The organism is Paenibacillus sp. SER-28, assembly GCF_052906305.1.
This window is the reverse complement of record NZ_JBRECM010000001.1, coordinates 883,117-901,999: the sequence shown is the minus strand read 5'-3', so window position 1 is coordinate 901,999 and position 18,883 is coordinate 883,117. Positions and strand designations below refer to the sequence as shown.

The following is an 18,883-nucleotide window of genomic DNA, read 5'->3' as shown; positions in this document are numbered from 1 at the left end:
ATATTATAGGGCTGACAGACCATGCTGTTCAGCCCTTCTACATTAACTTTTACATTAAATATTCTGTTTGGTTTCTTTTTCTTTCCAAGAATTACTTTTCCCTGAAACACGATGGACGTAAAACAATAAAATGATTGGAATCAACGCAATCCCGCCACACATCACCCAAGATATTTGAATAGGTGTTTGATCGGAAGACAAATCCGTAAAATTACGACTGATGATCCCTGTCACGATTAAACCTACGCACATGCCTAATTGTGAAATCGCAGAATCCAGAGATAGTAGTGTAGAACGATACTCATTAGAGATTCTTTTGTTCAGAAAAATTTGTTTGGCAACCGGGTACATGCCGCGTCCAATTTCATAGATCAAAAAGGTAAGCAATACAGGATAAAATGTGTTGAACGCACCAGCTAAAATGAGCCATATCCCAATCATCCCGCAAGCATACATGAGTATATGTACATCACTGTATCGGGCGCCTAGCTTTCGAACTAGATAACTTCCCAAAGTCATACATAGTGAATAGCCTGCCTTGATAAACCCCATAATCCAAATTCCTTGTTCGGAAAGGCCAACCAGACGTGGCTGTTGAAATGTATTCCCCGCCGAGTTCGAAAAGCTGATAAATAAACCAATCATAAACACAATCCAGATGGACTTATTTTCAAAACCGATACGGACGCTTTCTCCGATAATCGTTTTAATGCGAGTAGTAGACGTCTTTCGATGAGCAACATTCTCCTCATCCATATAAAAGGAACATAGAAAAATGCATACAATAATAGATAAAATACTGACTGCCCATGGAAGTGAATAGTTATAGGTTGCGAGAAAGGCCCCCAACAGACCACAAATAAATCCCGAAATGTACTGTATACTGTTAGAGGTTGTAAAAAGAACTTCCATGGGCTTATCACTGTTTTCCACAACCCAGGATTCTAACGAACCTGATTGTAAACATATAGCCAGACCCCCAAAAACTTGCGCGAACACAAGCACCCCGATATGATCTGTCCAAACGAACAATACACTGTAGACTAAAAAACAGCAAAGTCCCAAAATAACAGAAATTTTTCTGCCATACTTGTCTGCAATCGCCCCTGTGGGTATCTCAAACAAAAAAATACTTACAAAAAATACAACCAGTAAGAAGTTCGCACTTTGCAGAGAAAGTCCTTTAGCTAATAGAAATAGGATGAGCGTAGTCCCCGTGATTTCACTCATAAAAAATTGAAGAAAGCTGACGGAGTAAAATAGCTTATGAGGTTGCACTCTCAGGACTCCGTCGCTTGCTCTGCAGCCTTATATTCACTTCGCAAAATCCCCATCTGAATAATGTCATAGTATTGCCCTTCCCTGAATAGCTTTTCCCGCAGCCGACCTTCTTCCTTGAAGCCGCAGGCCAGATAGCAACGGTGTGCACGTTCATTGAACGCATAGACCTCCAACTCCAGCCGATGCAGATTCAGCGTATGAAATGCGAATTTTTGTAACAACCGGATCGCTTCCCGTCCGTAACCTTTGCCCAGATCGCCGTCACGCCCGATCACAACACCAAGGGTGGCGTGCCGATTCACCCAGTTGATTTTGAATAAATCCAGTTGTCCGATATAGTCCAGTGTGTCTTTATGCGCAATGACAAAACCTTTGATCTCGGGGTTGCCGTCAATCATCATCTGCACAAAGGATTCGCTATTCACCTGTGAATGCGGGTAGATAAACACGTCGCTTAAACCACGTGTGATTTCCGGGTCATTGACCCATTTTCGGATAGCTGGTATATCTTCTTGACGGTATTCTCTCAATACTATTCGTTTTCCAATGATATGCGGCATCGTAATCTTCCCTCCAATTATGTATTTGTTTTGGCAATACTAACTCGCCGCCAACACCTTTACGCTTCCATTACTCTCACAAACTCCAGAAAACGTGTACCTTTATAATGAAGCTCCCCACGATCCCCGATCACAATCATACCAAAGTCTGTATCCTTCACCTCCAGCTCCATACGCTCACCCCCGTCAAACTCAAAGGTGATATAAAAATATGTCGAAGCTGAAAAATCGCCTGATCCCCCACGCACTCTCGTCCGTTTATCCACAACCTTACATGAACGTTGTACCCGTTCAGCTGCTTGATTGGACAGGCCCGCTCCTATCGTTTTGACAATTCCCATAATCATTACAAAAGCAATGAGTCCAAATACGATAAAAAAGATCATATTAAACGATTGAAATTCCATAAAATCACTTCCCATTCGCTTCATCCTTTCTACAGTAAAATGTAAATTTTCCATTCTATTGCCCATTGACAAATCGTACATCTTCACCCTCAAAAACTCCAATACTTTTTTAACATACTTACGAAAAAAAAGTTCTTTCGCTCTTTTCCGCACCCCGCTTGGACTTATACCCGATCTGGGTCCTCTGATCCCCTCTAGACCGATTGACAAAACTATATATAGATATAAAATAGAGAATGTACTCTAAATATAGTGTAAAAAACGTATTTATGCCCGATATCTTGAAGATACAGGTATGAAAATACATGTAAATATAGAGTCAAAATCTTAAATGGCGCAGCCAGCAAGGGATTCCATCTATAATAGATCCCAGGCAATGCGTTTTCTTTTTTCGTTAATTGTTTAAGGAGGTTGCATACCATGCTGATTGCATATGATTCGAAGACCGGCAATGTAAAAAGATTTATAAACAAGCTCAAGCTTCCAGCGGTTCAGATCGAGGAGCAAATGACTATAGAAGAACCTTACGTACTTATTACATATACAACCGGGTTTGGGCAGATACCTGAGAGGGTATCTTCCTTTTTGAAAAAGAATGCTCAAAACCTTGTTGGTGTAGCTGCAAGCGGCAACCGTAACTGGGGTGAGAAATTTGCCAAAAGTGCGGATTTGATTGCCGATCATTATAATGTCCCCGTGATTAGTAAATTTGAATTATCTGGAACGTTCGGAGATGTAGAGCGTTTTAAACAGGAGGTGAGCCGAGTTGCGGCATATTGAATTGAACAACATGTTGATGAAACGCGATACAGACGGCTTTTTCCAATTGGAAAAAGACCAAGAGGCTGTAGCAGAGTTTATGAAGGAAGTTCAGGAACGGAGTTTGAAGTTTGCTGACACAGCCGCTCAAGTGCTGTATATGATTGAGAATGATTATTACGAAAATTTCTATAACAGCTACACGGCTGACGAAATTAATGATATTTTCCATATCACTCATAGCTATAATTTTAAATTTCCTTCCTATATGGCAGCATCCAAGTTTTACACCGACTATGCAATGAAGAGTAACGACCGGAAAGTCTATCTGGAACATTACCCTGACCGGGTTGCTGCTGTCGCGCTGCATTTAGGACGCGGTAACGCCGATACGGCACGCCTGTTGTCCCGCTCGATGATGGAGCAACGCCTCCAGCCAGCAACACCAACCTTCCTGAATGCAGGCAAAAGCCGCCGTGGGGAATTGGTATCCTGCTTCCTGCTCGAAATGGACGACTCCCTGAACTCAATCAACTATGTGCTGAACACCTGCATGCAGTTGTCCAAAATCGGGGGCGGTGTTGCGGTCAACCTGTCGAAACTGCGGGCACGCGGCGAAGCGATTAAAGGCGTAGAAGGCGCAGCAAAAGGCATTATGCCTGTGCTGAAGCTGATGGAAGACGGTTTCTCCTATGCGGATCAAATGGGGCAACGTAAAGGCTCTGGGGCAGCCTATTACAACATTTTCGGATGGGACGTGCTTGAGTTCCTGGATAGCAAAAAGATCAATGCTGACGAAAGAGTACGTCTCAAGACACTTTCTATTGGATTGCTGGTGCCAAACCGCTTTTACAAGCTGGCTCAAGATAATGAACCGCTGCATGTATTTGCTCCTTACAGTGTGTTCAAAGCCTATGGAACGCATCTGGACGACATGGATTTGGATGAAATGTACGATACGTTGCTCGCTGACGATCGGGTGAAGAAAAAAATAGCGATGAGCGCACGTGACATGCTGACGAAAATTGCCATGATTCAGTTGGAGTCTGGTTATCCATATATCATGAACAAAAGTAACGCGAACCAGGCACATGCTCTTAAAAACGTGGGTCAAGTCAAGATGTCGAACCTATGCACGGAAATCTTCCAGTTGCAGGAAACTTCCGAAATTACAGATTACGGCCAACAGGATACCATCCGCCGGGACGTGAGCTGTAATCTAGCTTCTCTGAACATTGTAAATGTGATGGAACATGGCAAAATCCGCGAATCCGTTCACGAGGGTATGATTGCTCTCACCTCGGTCAGCGATATGACCCAAGTAGCTAATGCACCGGGTGTTGCGAAAGCAAACCGTGAAATGCACTCCGTTGGACTGGGTGTTATGAATCTGCACGGCTATCTTGCCAAGAACAAAATTGCGTATGAAAGCAATGAAGCGAAGGACTTTGTCCGTACCTTCTTCATGACGATGAACTATCATTCCATTGAAAAAAGTATGGAAATCGCTAAAGCAGCTGGACAAAGCTTTTATGGATTTGAGGAATCGGATTATGCGACAGGCGTATATTTTGACCGATACCTGAACACAGATTATCGTCCAACAACTGCACGTGTACAAGAGTTGTTCAAAGACATCTATGTTCCGACTTCAGCGGACTGGGACAAATTAAAAGCAGATGTGATGAAAAATGGTCTGTACCACGCCTATCGTATGGCGATTGCGCCGACTGCTAGCATTTCGTACATTCAAAATGCAACATCCAGCGTCATGCCGATTGTTGAGCAGATTGAAACCCGTACCTATGCCAATTCGACGACCTACTATCCAATGCCTTATTTACAAAAGGATAACGTGTTCTTCTATAAATCTGCTTATCAAATGGACCAGTTCAAAGTGCTTGATCTGATTGCAGAAATCCAGCCACACGTGGACCAAGGAATTTCGACCGTGCTTCATGTGAACAGTGACGTGACAACGCGTCAGTTAGCACGTTGCTATCTGTACGCTGCACACAAAGGACTTAAATCATTATACTACACACGCACCAAAAAGCTGTCTGTGGAAGAGTGCCTCACCTGCTCCATCTAAAGCATAAAGGGTAACAAGCTGTAGTATAAAAATTAGATTTTGAATAGATATAGATGCTTTGCATTAGAAGCTGTATCCAGCGTGTGGTTCAGACCTTTACGGGACTGGACAGACCCTCACGGATACAGCTTCCGTATGTCAAGCATACGATGATTCGCCTGCACTATTGTTTCCAGGGAATCTCGCAAGCTGAAGGGAGAATGCTAACAATGACAGGTATACAAGCTGTAAACTGGAATCGCTCGGACGATGATTTCACACTGATGTTCTGGAACCAGAACATTATGCAATTTTGGACGGATGATGAAATCCCGTTGTCTGACGATAAAATGTCCTGGGTAACCCTCAGTGATATCGAAAAAGAAGCCTACATGAAGGTGCTGGGCGGATTGACGCTACTGGATACCATTCAAGGCGGCGTGGGTATGCCGCAAATTATGGAGCATGTGGACGGACTGCAACGCAAAGCCGTACTAAGCTTTATGGCGATGATGGAACAAATTCATGCCAAGTCGTACAGTAGCATCTTTACAACGCTAGCTTCCACGGAAGAAATTGACGGTGTATTCCGCTGGGTGGAAGAAAATCCACATCTCCAAACCAAGGCAGAAACCATTCGTCAGTATTATATGAATATCCACACACCGAAAGACCTGTATCTCGCGATGGCAGCGTCGGTGCTGTTAGAAAGCTATTTATTTTATAGCGGCTTCTTCTACCCTCTTTATCTGGCGGGCCAGGGCAAGTTGACATGCAGTGGAGAAATTATCGATTTGATCCTACGGGACGAAAGTATTCACGGTGTGTACGTAGGTGTACTGGCACAGGAGATTTATGCAGAATTGGATGAGGAAGAACAACGTGATCTTTATCAGACACTGGTAGGCTTGTTGCGCTACTTGCACAATAACGAGGAACAATACACCGAGCAAATTTACACTCCTATTGGACTCGTAGACGATGTGAAAGTCTTTTTGCGCTACAACGCCAACAAGGCCATGATGAACTTGGGCTTTGATCCACTGTTTGAAGAAGAGGAAGTTAATCCCATTGTATTCAACGGCATCAGCACTCACACTAAGCAGCATGATTTCTTTTCTAAAAAAGGAAACGGCTATGTGCGGGCGATGAATGTAGAGCCGCTGACAGATGATGATTTTAATTTTGGCGTATAAGTACAAATACGTGAAATTAATTTAGCAAGGTGATACTATGAAGAGCCGTCCGCATGCGGATGGCTCAGACTGTAAAATAATAGGGTTTCAGAACTTGTTCCTAAGTTCTGAAACCCTATTATTTTCTTAAAACTACCTGCTATGCAGGTGGTTCCGGAAAGCTTCGAGCAGTAGTTTACATATTCACATGCGTTCTCTTATATAAAACTGGTATGGCCACTGCTATAAGAATCATACCCATAAAAGCGGGTGCGGCATGACCAAGTGATACATAGATTTGACCTCCAATGATAGGCCCCATCATTCTTGCTAAAGCCTGAATAGATTGACTACCTCCTTGAATCCTTCCTTGTTCACTAGAATTGACAGACTTGGAGAGCATCCCATTAAATGAAGGCCCAAAGATCGAATCACCAAAACCAAATATAAACATTCCAGCGATAATAAGAGGATAGAATGAGAACAAAGCAGATAGCGCAATAAGACTATAGCCTATAATCTCCGAAACCATTCCAAGAATGGCTATCTGTTTATCACTAAGTTTTCTCAAAAGCTTTGGCATGATGAAACCTTGTGAGATAATGTCTTGGACACCCATAATTGAGAACATAAGTCCGATTAGTGCAGGCTTCCAACTAAAAGTATCCATTGTAAATTGTGAAAAAACGGCCTGTAAAGATCCGTTGGGTATCCAAAGTAAGAACGCCGAGATAAGTAGCCTGTTTAAGTTTTTCATGGAAAGCAGGTTTGCAAGCTGTATGAATGGATTAAGTCTTACAAAAGTAATTTCTTTCAGTCTATGTTTCTTGTCAAGGCTCTCAGGCATAAAAAAGAATCCATATATAACATTCACTAAAGTTATAATTGCTCCAAAATACATGGGTACAGAATAACCAAACTTGGCAAGTAACCCGCCTACAGTTGGGCCAATGACGGTACCTACACCTACAACCGCACTCACCCATCCAAAGTATTTAGTTCTCTGTTCTGTAGGAATGATGTCTGCAAAATAGGCGAAGATCGTGCTTATGCTCCCACCTGTTATACCCTCTATTATGCGTCCCGCAAATAGTACCCATAGAGCTCCTCCTATGCCAAAAACCAAGTACCCGATTGCGGAACCCAAAAGGCATACTAAGAGCAATGGACGACGGCCATATTTGTCACTCAGAGCTCCAAGCACGGGGGCCGCAAAAAACACGCAGAAGGCATAAACAGAAGTCAGCAGCGTGACAACGATAGCTTGTTCTCCCGGATTGCTTATATAAGGCTGTACTAAGAAAGGGACGACAGGTGCTATGATACTGAAGCCTATTCCGCAAAGAAACACAGAGATAAGACCGAATATTAAAGCGTGTTTATCTACGGTTTGTTCTGTGTTCTGTTCATTGTGTGATCTAAATTTGAACATTAAATTCTCCCCTCAAAGGCTATGTTTTTATTTCCTCGGAAGCAAAAACATCGTATCACAATTTTGCTTCCTCGGCAACAAAATAATAGCAAAAAAAGGCAGCCTGTTCTCAATAGAGCCCGGCTGCCTGTGATTTGATTTTCATTATTCAGATTTATTCCGACTTAATATCTATACCCTGTTTCTTTATTTCCGCATCCAAATGCCTATTATACTTTTCCACGAAGCTAAGCATACTATCAAATTGTTCCTCGGTTACCTGTTCAAACACGGCTTTATCTCGCTCTTGAAACTCTTTATGCAAGTCCTCATGGATTTTATAGATTACTTTCCCTTGCTCCGTAAGCCGAAAATAGATTTCTTTCTTGTTATCCGGCTTCTGGTAGCTTTCGATAATGCCTTTTTTTATGAGCTTCTTAGTTATTTTACTTATGGCACCGCTAGTCATATAAAGGGACTCCGCAAGTTTTGTCACGTTGGAATCTACATTTCTTTCAATGTATTCGATGCAATGAACTTCAGAAGACTTATAACCCTTAAGACTGTCTTCCATCTTATCCTTATTAAGCCAAACCATCTTGTTATATAAGTCCCTGAAACCCATTATGACTTGTTCTTCTTTGTTCATGGCCTGTCCTCCCACCCGTTGGTGCATTAACAACATAATATAATATATTTTTGTTTCTATTTCAACAAGCGTCTAAGCATTCAGTAATTAAAGCTAATCTACTAACGGCAAGCAGGGTAAAAAAGATATCACTCCCCATGCTGTATGTATATTTATTCTTCAGACGAGGACATACACGCAAAAAACGGCCAGATCGCTAAAGTAGCGGAATCGAGCCGTTTTCCATTTCTTAAGACCGAGCCTCTGTGAATATTTGAAAGGTGACACCAAACTTGTCTGTTACATTCCCATAAGCTAGACTAAAATGGGTTTCCTGTAAAGGCATTCCCACCTGTCCTCCTTGCTGTAGAGCATCAAACATTTTTTGAGCTTGCTCCACACTATCGGTTGTAATACAGATGCTCACCTGATTCCCACTGCTAAACGGTGATCCGGGAAAGGTATCAGAAAACATGAGCTCTGTCTCACCCACTTTAAGGGTAGCATGTCCCACACGTTCCTTGACCTCTGCGGGAATGGGAAAATCGGGGTTTTCCGGCATTTCCCCAAAGGTTTGAATAAAAAGCAGTTGAGCATCCAATGCCTCTTTATAAAATTCGATTGCTTCTTTTGCATTTCCATCCATCGTGATGTAAGGAATCAAACGTTTCGACATCTTCAACACAGCTCCTTTAATTCGAGGTGATTAACCCAGCATTTCTCCTGTATTATATACAAAACTTGTCAAGAAAAACAAATCTGTATGCTTAGCTTTCATGCACCTGAACGCCAAGCTGCTTTAGCTCCTTTATCGCTTCCGTAACGTTACGCTGTGGATGAAGCGCAGAGATCATCTGTGCAGTGATCGGAACGCCGTTGAAAATCTGGCTTACCACTCCTAGAGAAATCGGCAACTCATAGTAACTTTCAGCCCAATCCTGATATTCCTCCGGTGTAACTATAATTTTCCCCAGCAAAAAGGATGAGCCATCGTCATATCCCTCAGGAAAGTTCGTGTTGCCCTTACTCCACTCCTTATCTCCCGCTTCCCTCCACATACAAAAGGTAACGTCCTCCTTCTCCAGTGCTTCATCTTCCAAAAGCTCCATCATATCATCAGGCACACCGTCATACATGCCCGGCCAGACCTCATATTCGTCTCTCGCATGAGGACTTACAGGGGATTCGTGGTCAAAACCCTTCAACAGCACACCTCCACACGTCCATAGCATATGAATCGTATCTCCAGCGCCGTTGTTCACCTCACCTAGGCACACATCACCAGACCATTCAGACTGCATACGATACGTGCGTAACCAATCTTCTGGAGACAATATAATGTCCAGCGCTGACAGCAGCAGCATTCTGTCTTTTAAGCCATTCGGCGTTACCTGTGCATCAAGCATCATATTCTTCATCATACCTCCACCTTGTCCATGCGTACTAAAATTCCATTTGTCTCTGCTTTTGTCTTTCAAGCTTTGCTTGCTCAACTATCTGCCGAATGAAAGGTCCCTTGGCTTCGGTATACGCTGCACGGTCATGTTTGAATTGATGCGCCAAATCTTTTTTTAAAGTCTCATACGCTCGCAGGCTCTCAGGATGCGCTTTCAAGTAATCTCTGAACAATAAATGGTTTTCCCAATGTTCTCCTTTATACTTGTAAATATGCAAATGATGGGTCCCAGCCCCCCATTCTCCACGGCGAAAGAAAGCTCGCTCTGAAAAATCAGGCTTATGTACATATTCATATTTAATACCTAGTAAACGCTGTCGCTGTTCGGATTGAATAATAGCCAAATCTTCTACTCCAACCATAATGTCGATAATAGCCTTGGCTCCCAGACCAGGAACGGATGTACTGCCAATATGCTCTACGCCGACACATACGTCTCCGAGAGCCTCTACAATTTTCCTTTTCTCTCGCATATACTCTTCAGCCCACTGCGGGTCATACCCGGATATTTCCACCTGCGAGGACATACATGAACACACCTCCACTAGCTTTCTAAAAAATGCCTTCTAATCGTGCTTGGCACACCTCAGAAGGCATTCTCTTGTTCAAATTAAAAATCATTTAGTTGCTTCATCCCTATGATTTGGCTTCTCAATCACGATCAGACAGGTACTGTCTGGCAAAGGAACCGGCTGTCCCTGCTCATCCATGAACTCAACACGACTGGACAGCGCCTCGGCATAGCCCTCCTGCAAATAGTGGCGACTCACCCGGATAATCGCTTGTGAACCAAGTGTGTTACGAATACATTCTTCATACTGTGACGGAGTAAAATAACCAAACTGCTCCTGCACTTCATGCACATAGGCTTCCGCTCCCCATGTATAGGTATATAGGAATTCCATTGCATCATTTACCGGCAAAACAGCCTCATGCTCACCTATACGCTCTATTTCTATGGGACGACCCGCAAAATCCTGCGCATACCGCATCAGCCATTCCATTCCGTCCGGCTCCAAGAATCGAATTCGTCTGCGCTGTTCTACTGGTTCGGTCATAATACCGTCTCGAATGATAATGCGTCCGCCGGGTGCAAGTACACGATAAGCGCTTTGCAAAGCAGCTTCCACTGTTTGTGAGTTGAACCTTTTTCCATCTCGTTCGATGTAGGAATACAGCTCGTGAAGAATCGAAGAGAAGATAACCGTGTCCATACTCCCCGTTTCCACATATTCCTCCAACCGAAGCGCATCTCCTTTGATGACATCCCAACGATGGCGCTCCAATTGCTTTTTACGTTTAAGTGCCTCAATGACATTCACAGAAATATCAAGACCTAATGGCTTCGCATCTGGTCTTTCCTGTTCGATCAGATCCAGCAGCACGCCCCCGCCGGGTCCAATATCCAGTATGCGGGTTCCAGTCACATAATCCAAAATGACCCTTTTGTAATCTACGGTCTGGTTCATATCTGTAAGATACGTTTCCTCATTGTGAAAGCGATCATAAGCATCGCGCCGTAAGCCGAACAGATCAAACAGCAGCAAAACTGCTTTGTCATACAGAGGCGTCTTTTCTGCCTCAATACAAAAGTCGATCAGTTTTTCAGCAGCTGATGAAAATACAAAATTGAAAAATACGGTACTTGGCAGCTCCTCTTTATGCTCTACAGTTACACTCAAATGAGGATTATGCTTCCGTTTTCCCTTTGAAATGTCCTGCCAGGACAGTGAGCTTAAGTATTTTTCTATCATTCGTTTTTTGTATACGTTAATTTTCTTAACACCACGATAGTCATAATACATCGTATTCATAAGCGATTCAAAACTGATATGCCGTACCGTTGCCGGCTGTTCCTGTCCTGTACCATCCCTCAGTGTGAGTAAGAATACCTTGACCAGTTCTTGAAGTGAAAAATCCTGCAAAGCGGATTCTACATACCAAAGTGTCCGATTCTCTAGCGGAGCCAGCGCCTTCTCTACATTCAGCTCCCGCTCCAGCTCGGCGTAAGCCTGCTCAAACGGCTCCCCTGCATGTATCGAAACCGACCGCAATCTCTTCAATCGTTCCTTTACACTCCAGACTACAGGTGCGTTGTCCCATGCAATCCAACCGATTAGCTCCTCCACTTCCCCGCGTACTTGGTCCCATAATGCAGGTTCTACCCCGGCGATAATACATTCGTTCAGAGCCCGTAAAACAAGCTCCAGTTCCTCAGGGCTCAGCCAGCCCTTACGAGTAATTTCAAGCAGCAGTCGATTTTCCGCAAAAGGAATTTCTCCCCGTATATATTGCCCAATCAATCCATGCGTCTCAATCAGAATTCGGGTCATGCTATTGCGCGGGTAAGCAGGGGACTCCGCTTGGGCCTGTCTAACATACAGTTGAGAGGAGCCGATATTATGTACAAATAAATTAATGCCCTCATGCTGCCAGCGTAGCCGTTCGCGGACTGTGCCTCCTTTGGCTGTCTCAGACCATACCAAAACATCCTCCAGTAGCTCTTTAACCCAGAATGACAATGGAAGTCCGTCCAAAATAAGCAACGTACGCTCCACGTAATCCAGTACAGGATTGGCATCCTTTAACTCACCTATGGATCGAATGCGTTCCAAATTTACAATACGCTCCTCAGCCGAAACAAGCAGCTTTAGCCAAGTCGGTGTATCCCAGGCCAGATCATTTTCTTTCCTGTAATTAGCAATGGCTTTTAACGATTGCAGCATTTTTCTCACCTCGTGTAATTCGGATTCGGTATGCACAGGAGACTTTGGATAGGATATTTGGATAAAACCTTGTATATATTACACTTTACCATACATTTGTAGCTTCCATCTCGTGGAAAATATTAAACATTTGTATCAATCAACCGCTTGACATACTTTCCAAACGCATACATAACCCCCAAATGTACTTTGGCCTGTGTATATTTATAAATAAACCAAGGCAGTGATGGCACATAATCATGAATGGCTACCACGCAAATATTAGTACCGGGAATTTGCAGGAACTTAAGCCTGCCGTGATGGTCTTCCCTTACAGTACCAAAAGCAAAAAGATATCCTCCAGCCTGAAGGCTCAGAAGATATCTTATTACTCTTGTTATACGCATCCGAATCATAATTACCTATGATTTCTAGAAAGTTACAGTGCCGCTGTGCAACACGTCAACCATCTATAATAGATTTCGCTTATTTATCAACAGGAACGCCATCGGGTACTGGAATACCAAAATCAGGTGTTCCATCTTCCTTCCAGTTGAACGGCTGAACACGTGTATGACGATTCTGGTCATACAGCGGGTCGCCTGTAATTTCCTTGTAATTCCGGGCGTGATATACGATTACATCGCTACCGTCAGCAGCAACCGTAAAACTGTTATGACCTGGCCCGAATTGTCCTGTTTCCTCATTGGTGCAGAATACCGGCTCAGGTGATTTCGTCCATGATTTCGGATCAAGTAAATCCGCATTCTCGTCTGCTGTCAACAGGCCCATGCAATAATTGTGGTCTGTGGCGCTAGCTGAATAACTGATAAAGATCCGTCCGTTCCGTTTCAGAACCGCTGCTCCTTCATTCACCTTAAAACCGATGACTTCCCAGTCATATTCTGGTGTAGAGATCATAACCTGCTCACCGCGCAGCGTCCACGGATTGCTCATTTCTGAAATATACAGATTGGAGTTGCCTACGATGTCCGGGTCTTTCTGAGCCCACACATAATACAAAACCCCATTATGCTGGAAGGTTGTCGCATCGAGAGCGAACGTCTCCCAACGGGTTTTGATCTGTCCTTTTTCCACCCATTCCCCTTCCAAAGGATTAGCTGATTGATTTTCCAGCACGAACATTCGGTGGTCGAACAGGCCTTCCTTCGTTTCCGTTGTACGAGCTGCTGCAAAATAAATGTACCATTTGTCGTTAATATAATGAATTTCCGGTGCCCAAATGTTCGCACTTAACGGGCCCGTTTCATATTTGTGCCACACTGCGACAGGCTCTGCTGTACTCAAGCCTTGAATAGTACTTGCTCGTCGAACCTCAATTCGGTCATACTCTGGCACAGATCCGGTGAAATAATAGTATCCGTCACTATGCTTGTAAATCCAAGGGTCTGCCCGTTGCTCAATGACCGGATTATTAATGGGTACAGATTGATTCATGGTTATTCTCTCCTCTATGTGTAAAGTTCATTTCCCATTGAGGATGGCTAGTCGCCGTTTTGCTTACCTCAAATAGATTTATCATATTAACCCAAACGATAAAAACAATGTTTTATATAGATGCCCTCCCAACGCGGGCAGGGTCCGTTTCAAAAGATGGCCAAATGTAATCAAGTCTTCCTCATAGCAACAGTAGACGACTTGTAATTAAAAAGAGTACCGCTTTGTTTAACCCTTAATACCTGAGTTCAGGTTAATGGACTGTACAAAATACTTTTGGGAAAACAAGAACAGCAACATTGTCGGAATAATTGCAAGAATTGCCGAACCCATCAATTGTCCAATCATTCGATAGTTTCCATAAATGTCCTGCAACAGCAGCAATCCTGCGGTAATCGGCATTTTTTCGACATCTGTGTACACAATAACCGGCCAGAGAAAATCATTCCACGATCCGGTAAAGGAAAACAGAGCACAAACAATCAGGACAGGCTTAATCAGCGGCAAGATGACCGACCAGTATATTCTGAAGTGACTTGCACCATCGACATGAGCCGACTCATCCAGTTCTTTTGGAATTCCGCTCATAAACTGTCTTACAAGAAAAATATTCCCCATTCCAGCCAAACCAGGAATAATCATTGCCAGAGGGGTATTTACCCAGCCCAAGGCATCAATAATTTTATAAGAAGGGATCAAATTTACTACGCCCGGAAAAAAAGAAATGCCCAACAGAGTGAAAAATAAAGTATCTCTGCCTTTAAACTTCATACGGGAATAACCGTATCCAGTAATTGAAATAACGATAACAACCAAAATCGTGTGCGAAGTTGCTATAATCAAAGAATTCATTAACCAACGCAAAATGGGGGCTGTTGACGTGTTATCCAAAATGGCGGCATAGTTTTCAAAAATCCATTCTTCGGGGAATAATCTAAAACCAGAAGAAACTACTTCCGTTTGCGAGCGAAATGAGGTAGTAATACCGAATATTACAGGTATAACCCATATAATACATAGAATTATTAAAAAGAGATACGCTACGTATTTCGAGACACTACCAGTACGTAATTTCTTTGCTGTGCTTTGTTTATTCATAGTTAGCTTATTATTTACTTTATCTGTCACCTGACCTGACATTTTTAACACCTACCCTTTTCCGTTTCCCTTGTTCATGAATTAACTCATTTGAATTTTAGGAAGCATTTCGGTTCATGACATAAAATTGAAATGCCGAAATGATCAAAATAATCAATCCAAGCAGCACTGCCATAGCGGAAGCCATTCCTGCGATTGATTCGCCATTACCGAAGGCTAATTGGCGAATATACATCATCAACACATTTGTACTCTGGTGAGGACCGCCTTTGGTCATCATTAGTGGTTGTCCGAATACGTTAAAAGCTCCAGCAGTTGTCATCACAAATGTGTAAACCATTGGAAAACGAATGGATGGCAAAGTAATACTTACAAATTTGCGAGTTGGACCCGCGCCGTCAAGTTCGGCTGATTCATATAAATCTTGTGATACACCACTAATTGAAGCACGATAAATGATCATGTTTCCGCCGACTCCTCCCCAAATCGTGATCACAATGATAATAAGCCAAGCATAAGGCTGATTTGCTGGCCAAGCTATATCCGAACCAAACACATTGCCAGTGATCCCTAACTGTTTATTAAAAATTAACAGCCAGATCAAAGCTGCCGCAGAGATCGAGATTAGCCCGGGAATGTAGAGAATGGATTGAATAAGTGTTTTCATTTTTACTTTTTTATGCTCAAGAGCTACTGCAATGAGCAAAGGAAGAATGATCATTATTGGTACACTTAAAAACACGAAGAGCAGCGTATTTTTTAGACCATTCAAAAATTGGGTATGAAAAGTGGAGCCACTGTCAAAGAGAATCGTCTTGTAATTTTCCAAACCAACCCATATAGGATCACTCATTAAATTCCATTTTGTGAAAGAAGCATAAATCCCATAAATTGTTGGCACCAAAATGAAGAGCGCAAATAAAATGACATGCGGTCCCACAAAGAAAGCAGGCATCCAATTCAATTTTTTTTTCATCGGCAATCATTTCTCCTTTTGCATAGGGTAATGCATTTTCTTACAATACCCCATGCAATCTATTCTGGATTCAGCTTATTTGGCTCCGACGTTGCTTTCAGCAACTTTGTCCTCTACAAATTTTTGCATTTTCTGCAAGTATTCATCGATATTTGCTTTGCCGCGCACCATATCTGGAGCATAAGTATCTACCGCTTCCGCAACATATGGATAGTATTCATATGTGTAAATATAAAGTGATTTCGTCTCTTTCTCATTTGAAGTGAAGTAGGATTGTAAAAAGTTTTTGTATTCTGGACTTTCGTTAACTTTTTTACTTGCTACAATCTGTCCAGCCTTAGCCCACTCAATCGAATTCACACGTACAAATTCCAGGAATTCACCAATAGCAGCTTCCTTTTCGTCGCTTCTCTTATCATTGTTCAGCATAGCAAACAAATGTGAAGAAGAACGGTTCGTAAATTTAGCGGGAGTAGGAGAATATACATTAGTAACTCCGAAATTCAAGCCTTTAACCTTGGCATGCGTTGTGGAACTCCATGTGCCGTCTGTGGAGAACAGTACTTTTCCCGACTGGAACATTAGATAGCCATCTTCACCGAACGGAGTCATCAGACCAGCATCATTAATTTTTTTCACGTTCTCAAACACTTGTTTCATAATAGGAGTATTAATTGTTGGTTTCCCGTCTTTTTGGATATCTCCACCCATATTTTGAACTTGGCCTAAGATTACCCAACCAAGCAAGGCGTCATTGACAACATATTCATCTTTGGCCAATTTTCCTTTCAAAGAGAGCATCTCATCAATCGTGATCACGTTATCATCAAGGAAGGATTCCGCATTATATTTTTTCAACAAATCTTTATTGTAGTACATAACACCACTATGAATATCAAGGGGAACTGTATACTGTGTTTCATTTATTTTTCCTGTGGACCATGCTTGTGACAGGTAGTTTTCTTTTCTGATTTCAGGCTGATTTTTTATTGCCGAAGTTATCGACTCCAACACACCTCTCTTGACAAAACCCGGAACACGATCCGCATGTATAATGGCTAAATCGGGAATACCTTTTTTGGAATTTATAACTGTAGACAACTTCGTATACATATCTGAAGTAATGATATGCTTAACCTTTATCTTCGGATTTGTGGCATTATAATCTTTCACCAACTTATCCATGTAGGCGCCATCATCGCCTGTCAGTGGTGTCCAGAACGTAATAGTATTTTTGTCATCGTTACCACATGCTACCAAGACTACTGTTGTCAGCAAAACTAAAATCAATGAAAAGATAAGTTTTTTCTTCAAGATCGTTTCCCCCTAATTAAGTTTTTTTACATGTTTTACACTAATTTCGATTGTATCAGCTTCACTGTGAAACCATCACTACACCAGTGTTTATTTTTACTATATTTTTTCTTGCTCCCTCTCTCACAAATGAAACCGCATACATTAATTGTTAAATTAAATTCATACCACTCGGCCTAATCTTTAACTGTGCGGTACACAACCCGTTGTTGATTGCCGCTGTGATTATCATCCCTCTCATGTACCGTATAATTAACATTTTTCTTTATCAATAATGAATTCGTTTACAAACAAAATATAGCATGCCTTTCCTCGGTTCGTCAATGTATTTTTCAATCTTTTTAAATAGTTATAAAACATAGGTTAGAGTAACATGGAAAGCAAAATTGAATCGTATTTAAGTTTATTCACATCAAAAAAACTAGAAATAAATCTTAAATACGATTTATTTATGGAGTAATCCCTAATTTGGAGTTCAATTCGCTCCTCTCTTGGTTTAGTAAAAAAAATTTACAAAAAAGCAGTTTACTTCTTTTTGATTTTATTTTAACATAAATCAAAGTAAATATATAAGCGCTTACATTACAATTTTTATAGATAAGGATGGTCTATAGCTATGATTTATATTAAGAACTTAATGTCAGGGTTAGATATTTTTAAAGCACTGGGTTCAGAAATCCGCATTCAAATTCTCGAGTTCCTTGCTTACCAGGGACAAAGTATGAATGACATTGCCAACAAACTTAATTTGAGTAACGGTACAATTACAATGCATATTCGAAAATTGGAAGAATGCGGTCTTGTGGAGATCAATACGGTGAGCGGCAAGCACGGTACCCGAAAAATGTGTTATTTGAACAAGGATAAGCTGATGGTAGATTTGCGCAGCAGAGAACAAAAAAATGTGTATGAGGTTGAGATTCGCGTAGGTCATTATAGTAACTATCAAGCGTCCCCCACTTGTGGATTGGTGACCCGAGACAGCATTATCGGCGATTTTGATGATCCACGCTATTTTGCAGATCCCGGGCGGCTGGAGTCGGAAATGATCTGGATGGCCGAAGGCTTTTTGGAATACCGCATCCCCAACTATCTGAAAGCGAATCAATCCTTTAAAGAAATTCAATTCTCCGCAGAACTAGGCTCAGAAGCACCCTGCTATTGTGAGGAATATCCCTCCGACATTTGTTTTCACATTAACGGTATCCCTATTGGGCACTGGACCAGCGCCGGAGATTTTGGAGAAGTGCCGGGGGTTCTCAATCCAGATTGGTGGCCACCGCATTTAAATCAATATGGTATGCTCAAATTAATTCGCATCAATCAGCAAGGCAGCTTCATTGACGGGTGCCGCATTTCCGAAGTCACAATAGACGATATTAACCTTAACTATAAAAGCGACATTACACTCCGCTTATCCGTAACCGATCAATCAAAAAACAAAGGTGGGCTTACTATTTTCGGCAAAAGATTTGGGAATTTCAGTCAGGATCTGCTTGTGCGTGTGCTTTATGATGTGCACGGGGAGGACAACGCCAACTCCTGACACGCCACATGTAAAAATAGGCCGAAGCCTGTATTCAT

The 18,883-nt window shown here is 42.2% G+C and carries 17 protein-coding genes; 4 read left to right on the top strand and 13 right to left on the bottom strand.

Going from position 1 to position 18,883, the window contains the following annotated elements; all coding sequences use genetic code 11:
* Positions 1 to 54: 54 nt before the first annotated feature.
* The 3 genes from ACUYLD_RS04340 to ACUYLD_RS04330 are packed head-to-tail and all read right to left on the bottom strand — an operon-like array spanning position 55 to position 2,263.
* A complete protein-coding gene (locus tag ACUYLD_RS04340; protein ID WP_069291659.1) occupies positions 55 to 1,278 on the bottom strand; it encodes an MFS transporter in 1,224 nt (407 codons plus the stop codon).
* 2 nt (positions 1,279 to 1,280) lie between these two features.
* The gene (locus ACUYLD_RS04335) at positions 1,281 to 1,841 is read right to left on the bottom strand and encodes a GNAT family N-acetyltransferase (protein ID WP_069291658.1); all 561 of its coding nucleotides are present in this window, start codon (positions 1,839 to 1,841) and stop codon (positions 1,281 to 1,283) included.
* A gap of 59 nt (positions 1,842 to 1,900) precedes the next feature.
* Positions 1,901 to 2,263 (bottom strand): DUF2500 domain-containing protein, encoded by a 363-nt coding sequence (locus tag ACUYLD_RS04330; protein ID WP_446674487.1) that lies wholly within the window; start codon positions 2,261 to 2,263, stop codon positions 1,901 to 1,903.
* A 405-nt stretch (positions 2,264 to 2,668) separates the two neighbouring features.
* On the opposite strand from ACUYLD_RS04330, the gene nrdI reads away from it, so the two are divergent.
* The 3 genes from nrdI (at position 2,669) to nrdF (ending at position 6,274) form a co-directional block, all read left to right on the top strand.
* Positions 2,669 to 3,028, top strand: coding sequence for a class Ib ribonucleoside-diphosphate reductase assembly flavoprotein NrdI (gene nrdI / locus ACUYLD_RS04325; RefSeq protein WP_016819181.1), 360 nt, complete (start codon positions 2,669 to 2,671; stop codon positions 3,026 to 3,028).
* Complete coding sequence (nrdE, locus tag ACUYLD_RS04320) at positions 3,015 to 5,099, top strand: class 1b ribonucleoside-diphosphate reductase subunit alpha (protein WP_061828561.1); 2,085 nt, start codon at positions 3,015 to 3,017, stop codon at positions 5,097 to 5,099. Before nrdI ends, nrdE begins: the two co-directional genes overlap by 14 nt.
* Positions 5,100 to 5,308: 209 nt before the next feature.
* The gene (gene nrdF, locus ACUYLD_RS04315; RefSeq protein ID WP_029516760.1) at positions 5,309 to 6,274 is read left to right on the top strand and encodes a class 1b ribonucleoside-diphosphate reductase subunit beta; all 966 of its coding nucleotides are present in this window, start codon (positions 5,309 to 5,311) and stop codon (positions 6,272 to 6,274) included.
* Between the two features lie 175 nt (positions 6,275 to 6,449).
* Here nrdF and ACUYLD_RS04310 read toward each other — a convergent pair whose 3' ends face one another.
* From ACUYLD_RS04310 to ACUYLD_RS04265, 10 genes are all read right to left on the bottom strand, one after another.
* Positions 6,450 to 7,685, bottom strand: coding sequence for an MFS transporter (locus ACUYLD_RS04310; protein ID WP_446674486.1), 1,236 nt, complete (start codon positions 7,683 to 7,685; stop codon positions 6,450 to 6,452).
* Positions 7,686 to 7,839: 154 nt separating this feature from the next.
* Entirely contained in the window at positions 7,840 to 8,313 is a 474-nt protein-coding gene (locus tag ACUYLD_RS04305; protein ID WP_446674485.1) for a MarR family transcriptional regulator, read from the bottom strand.
* Positions 8,314 to 8,542: 229 nt separating this feature from the next.
* Complete coding sequence (locus ACUYLD_RS04300) at positions 8,543 to 8,968, bottom strand: VOC family protein (protein ID WP_250268039.1); 426 nt, start codon at positions 8,966 to 8,968, stop codon at positions 8,543 to 8,545.
* Positions 8,969 to 9,059: 91 nt separating this feature from the next.
* A complete protein-coding gene (locus ACUYLD_RS04295) occupies positions 9,060 to 9,713 on the bottom strand; it encodes a hypothetical protein (RefSeq protein ID WP_231109377.1) in 654 nt (217 codons plus the stop codon).
* Positions 9,714 to 9,735: 22 nt separating this feature from the next.
* Complete coding sequence (locus ACUYLD_RS04290) at positions 9,736 to 10,275, bottom strand: GrpB family protein (protein WP_254325889.1); 540 nt, start codon at positions 10,273 to 10,275, stop codon at positions 9,736 to 9,738.
* 90 nt (positions 10,276 to 10,365) lie between these two features.
* On the bottom strand, positions 10,366 to 12,474 hold the full coding sequence (locus ACUYLD_RS04285; protein WP_254325890.1) for a class I SAM-dependent methyltransferase: 2,109 nt from the start codon (positions 12,472 to 12,474) through the stop codon (positions 10,366 to 10,368).
* 465 nt (positions 12,475 to 12,939) lie between these two features.
* Positions 12,940 to 13,911 carry a glycoside hydrolase family 43 protein gene (locus ACUYLD_RS04280; protein ID WP_446674484.1) on the bottom strand — a complete coding sequence of 324 codons (972 nt, stop codon included), beginning with the start codon at positions 13,909 to 13,911 and terminating at the stop codon, positions 12,940 to 12,942.
* A 228-nt stretch (positions 13,912 to 14,139) separates the two neighbouring features.
* Complete coding sequence (locus ACUYLD_RS04275) at positions 14,140 to 15,009, bottom strand: carbohydrate ABC transporter permease (RefSeq protein WP_446674583.1); 870 nt, start codon at positions 15,007 to 15,009, stop codon at positions 14,140 to 14,142.
* Positions 15,010 to 15,106: 97 nt separating this feature from the next.
* A complete protein-coding gene (locus ACUYLD_RS04270) occupies positions 15,107 to 15,985 on the bottom strand; it encodes a carbohydrate ABC transporter permease (protein WP_446674483.1) in 879 nt (292 codons plus the stop codon).
* A gap of 75 nt (positions 15,986 to 16,060) precedes the next feature.
* Complete coding sequence (locus ACUYLD_RS04265; protein WP_446674582.1) at positions 16,061 to 17,302, bottom strand: extracellular solute-binding protein; 1,242 nt, start codon at positions 17,300 to 17,302, stop codon at positions 16,061 to 16,063.
* 613 nt (positions 17,303 to 17,915) lie between these two features.
* Between ACUYLD_RS04265 and ACUYLD_RS04260 the strand changes: the two genes are divergently transcribed.
* Positions 17,916 to 18,845: an ArsR/SmtB family transcription factor gene (locus ACUYLD_RS04260; RefSeq protein WP_446674482.1), complete on the top strand. Its 930-nt coding sequence runs from the start codon at positions 17,916 to 17,918 to the stop codon at positions 18,843 to 18,845.
* Positions 18,846 to 18,883 lie beyond the last annotated feature (38 nt).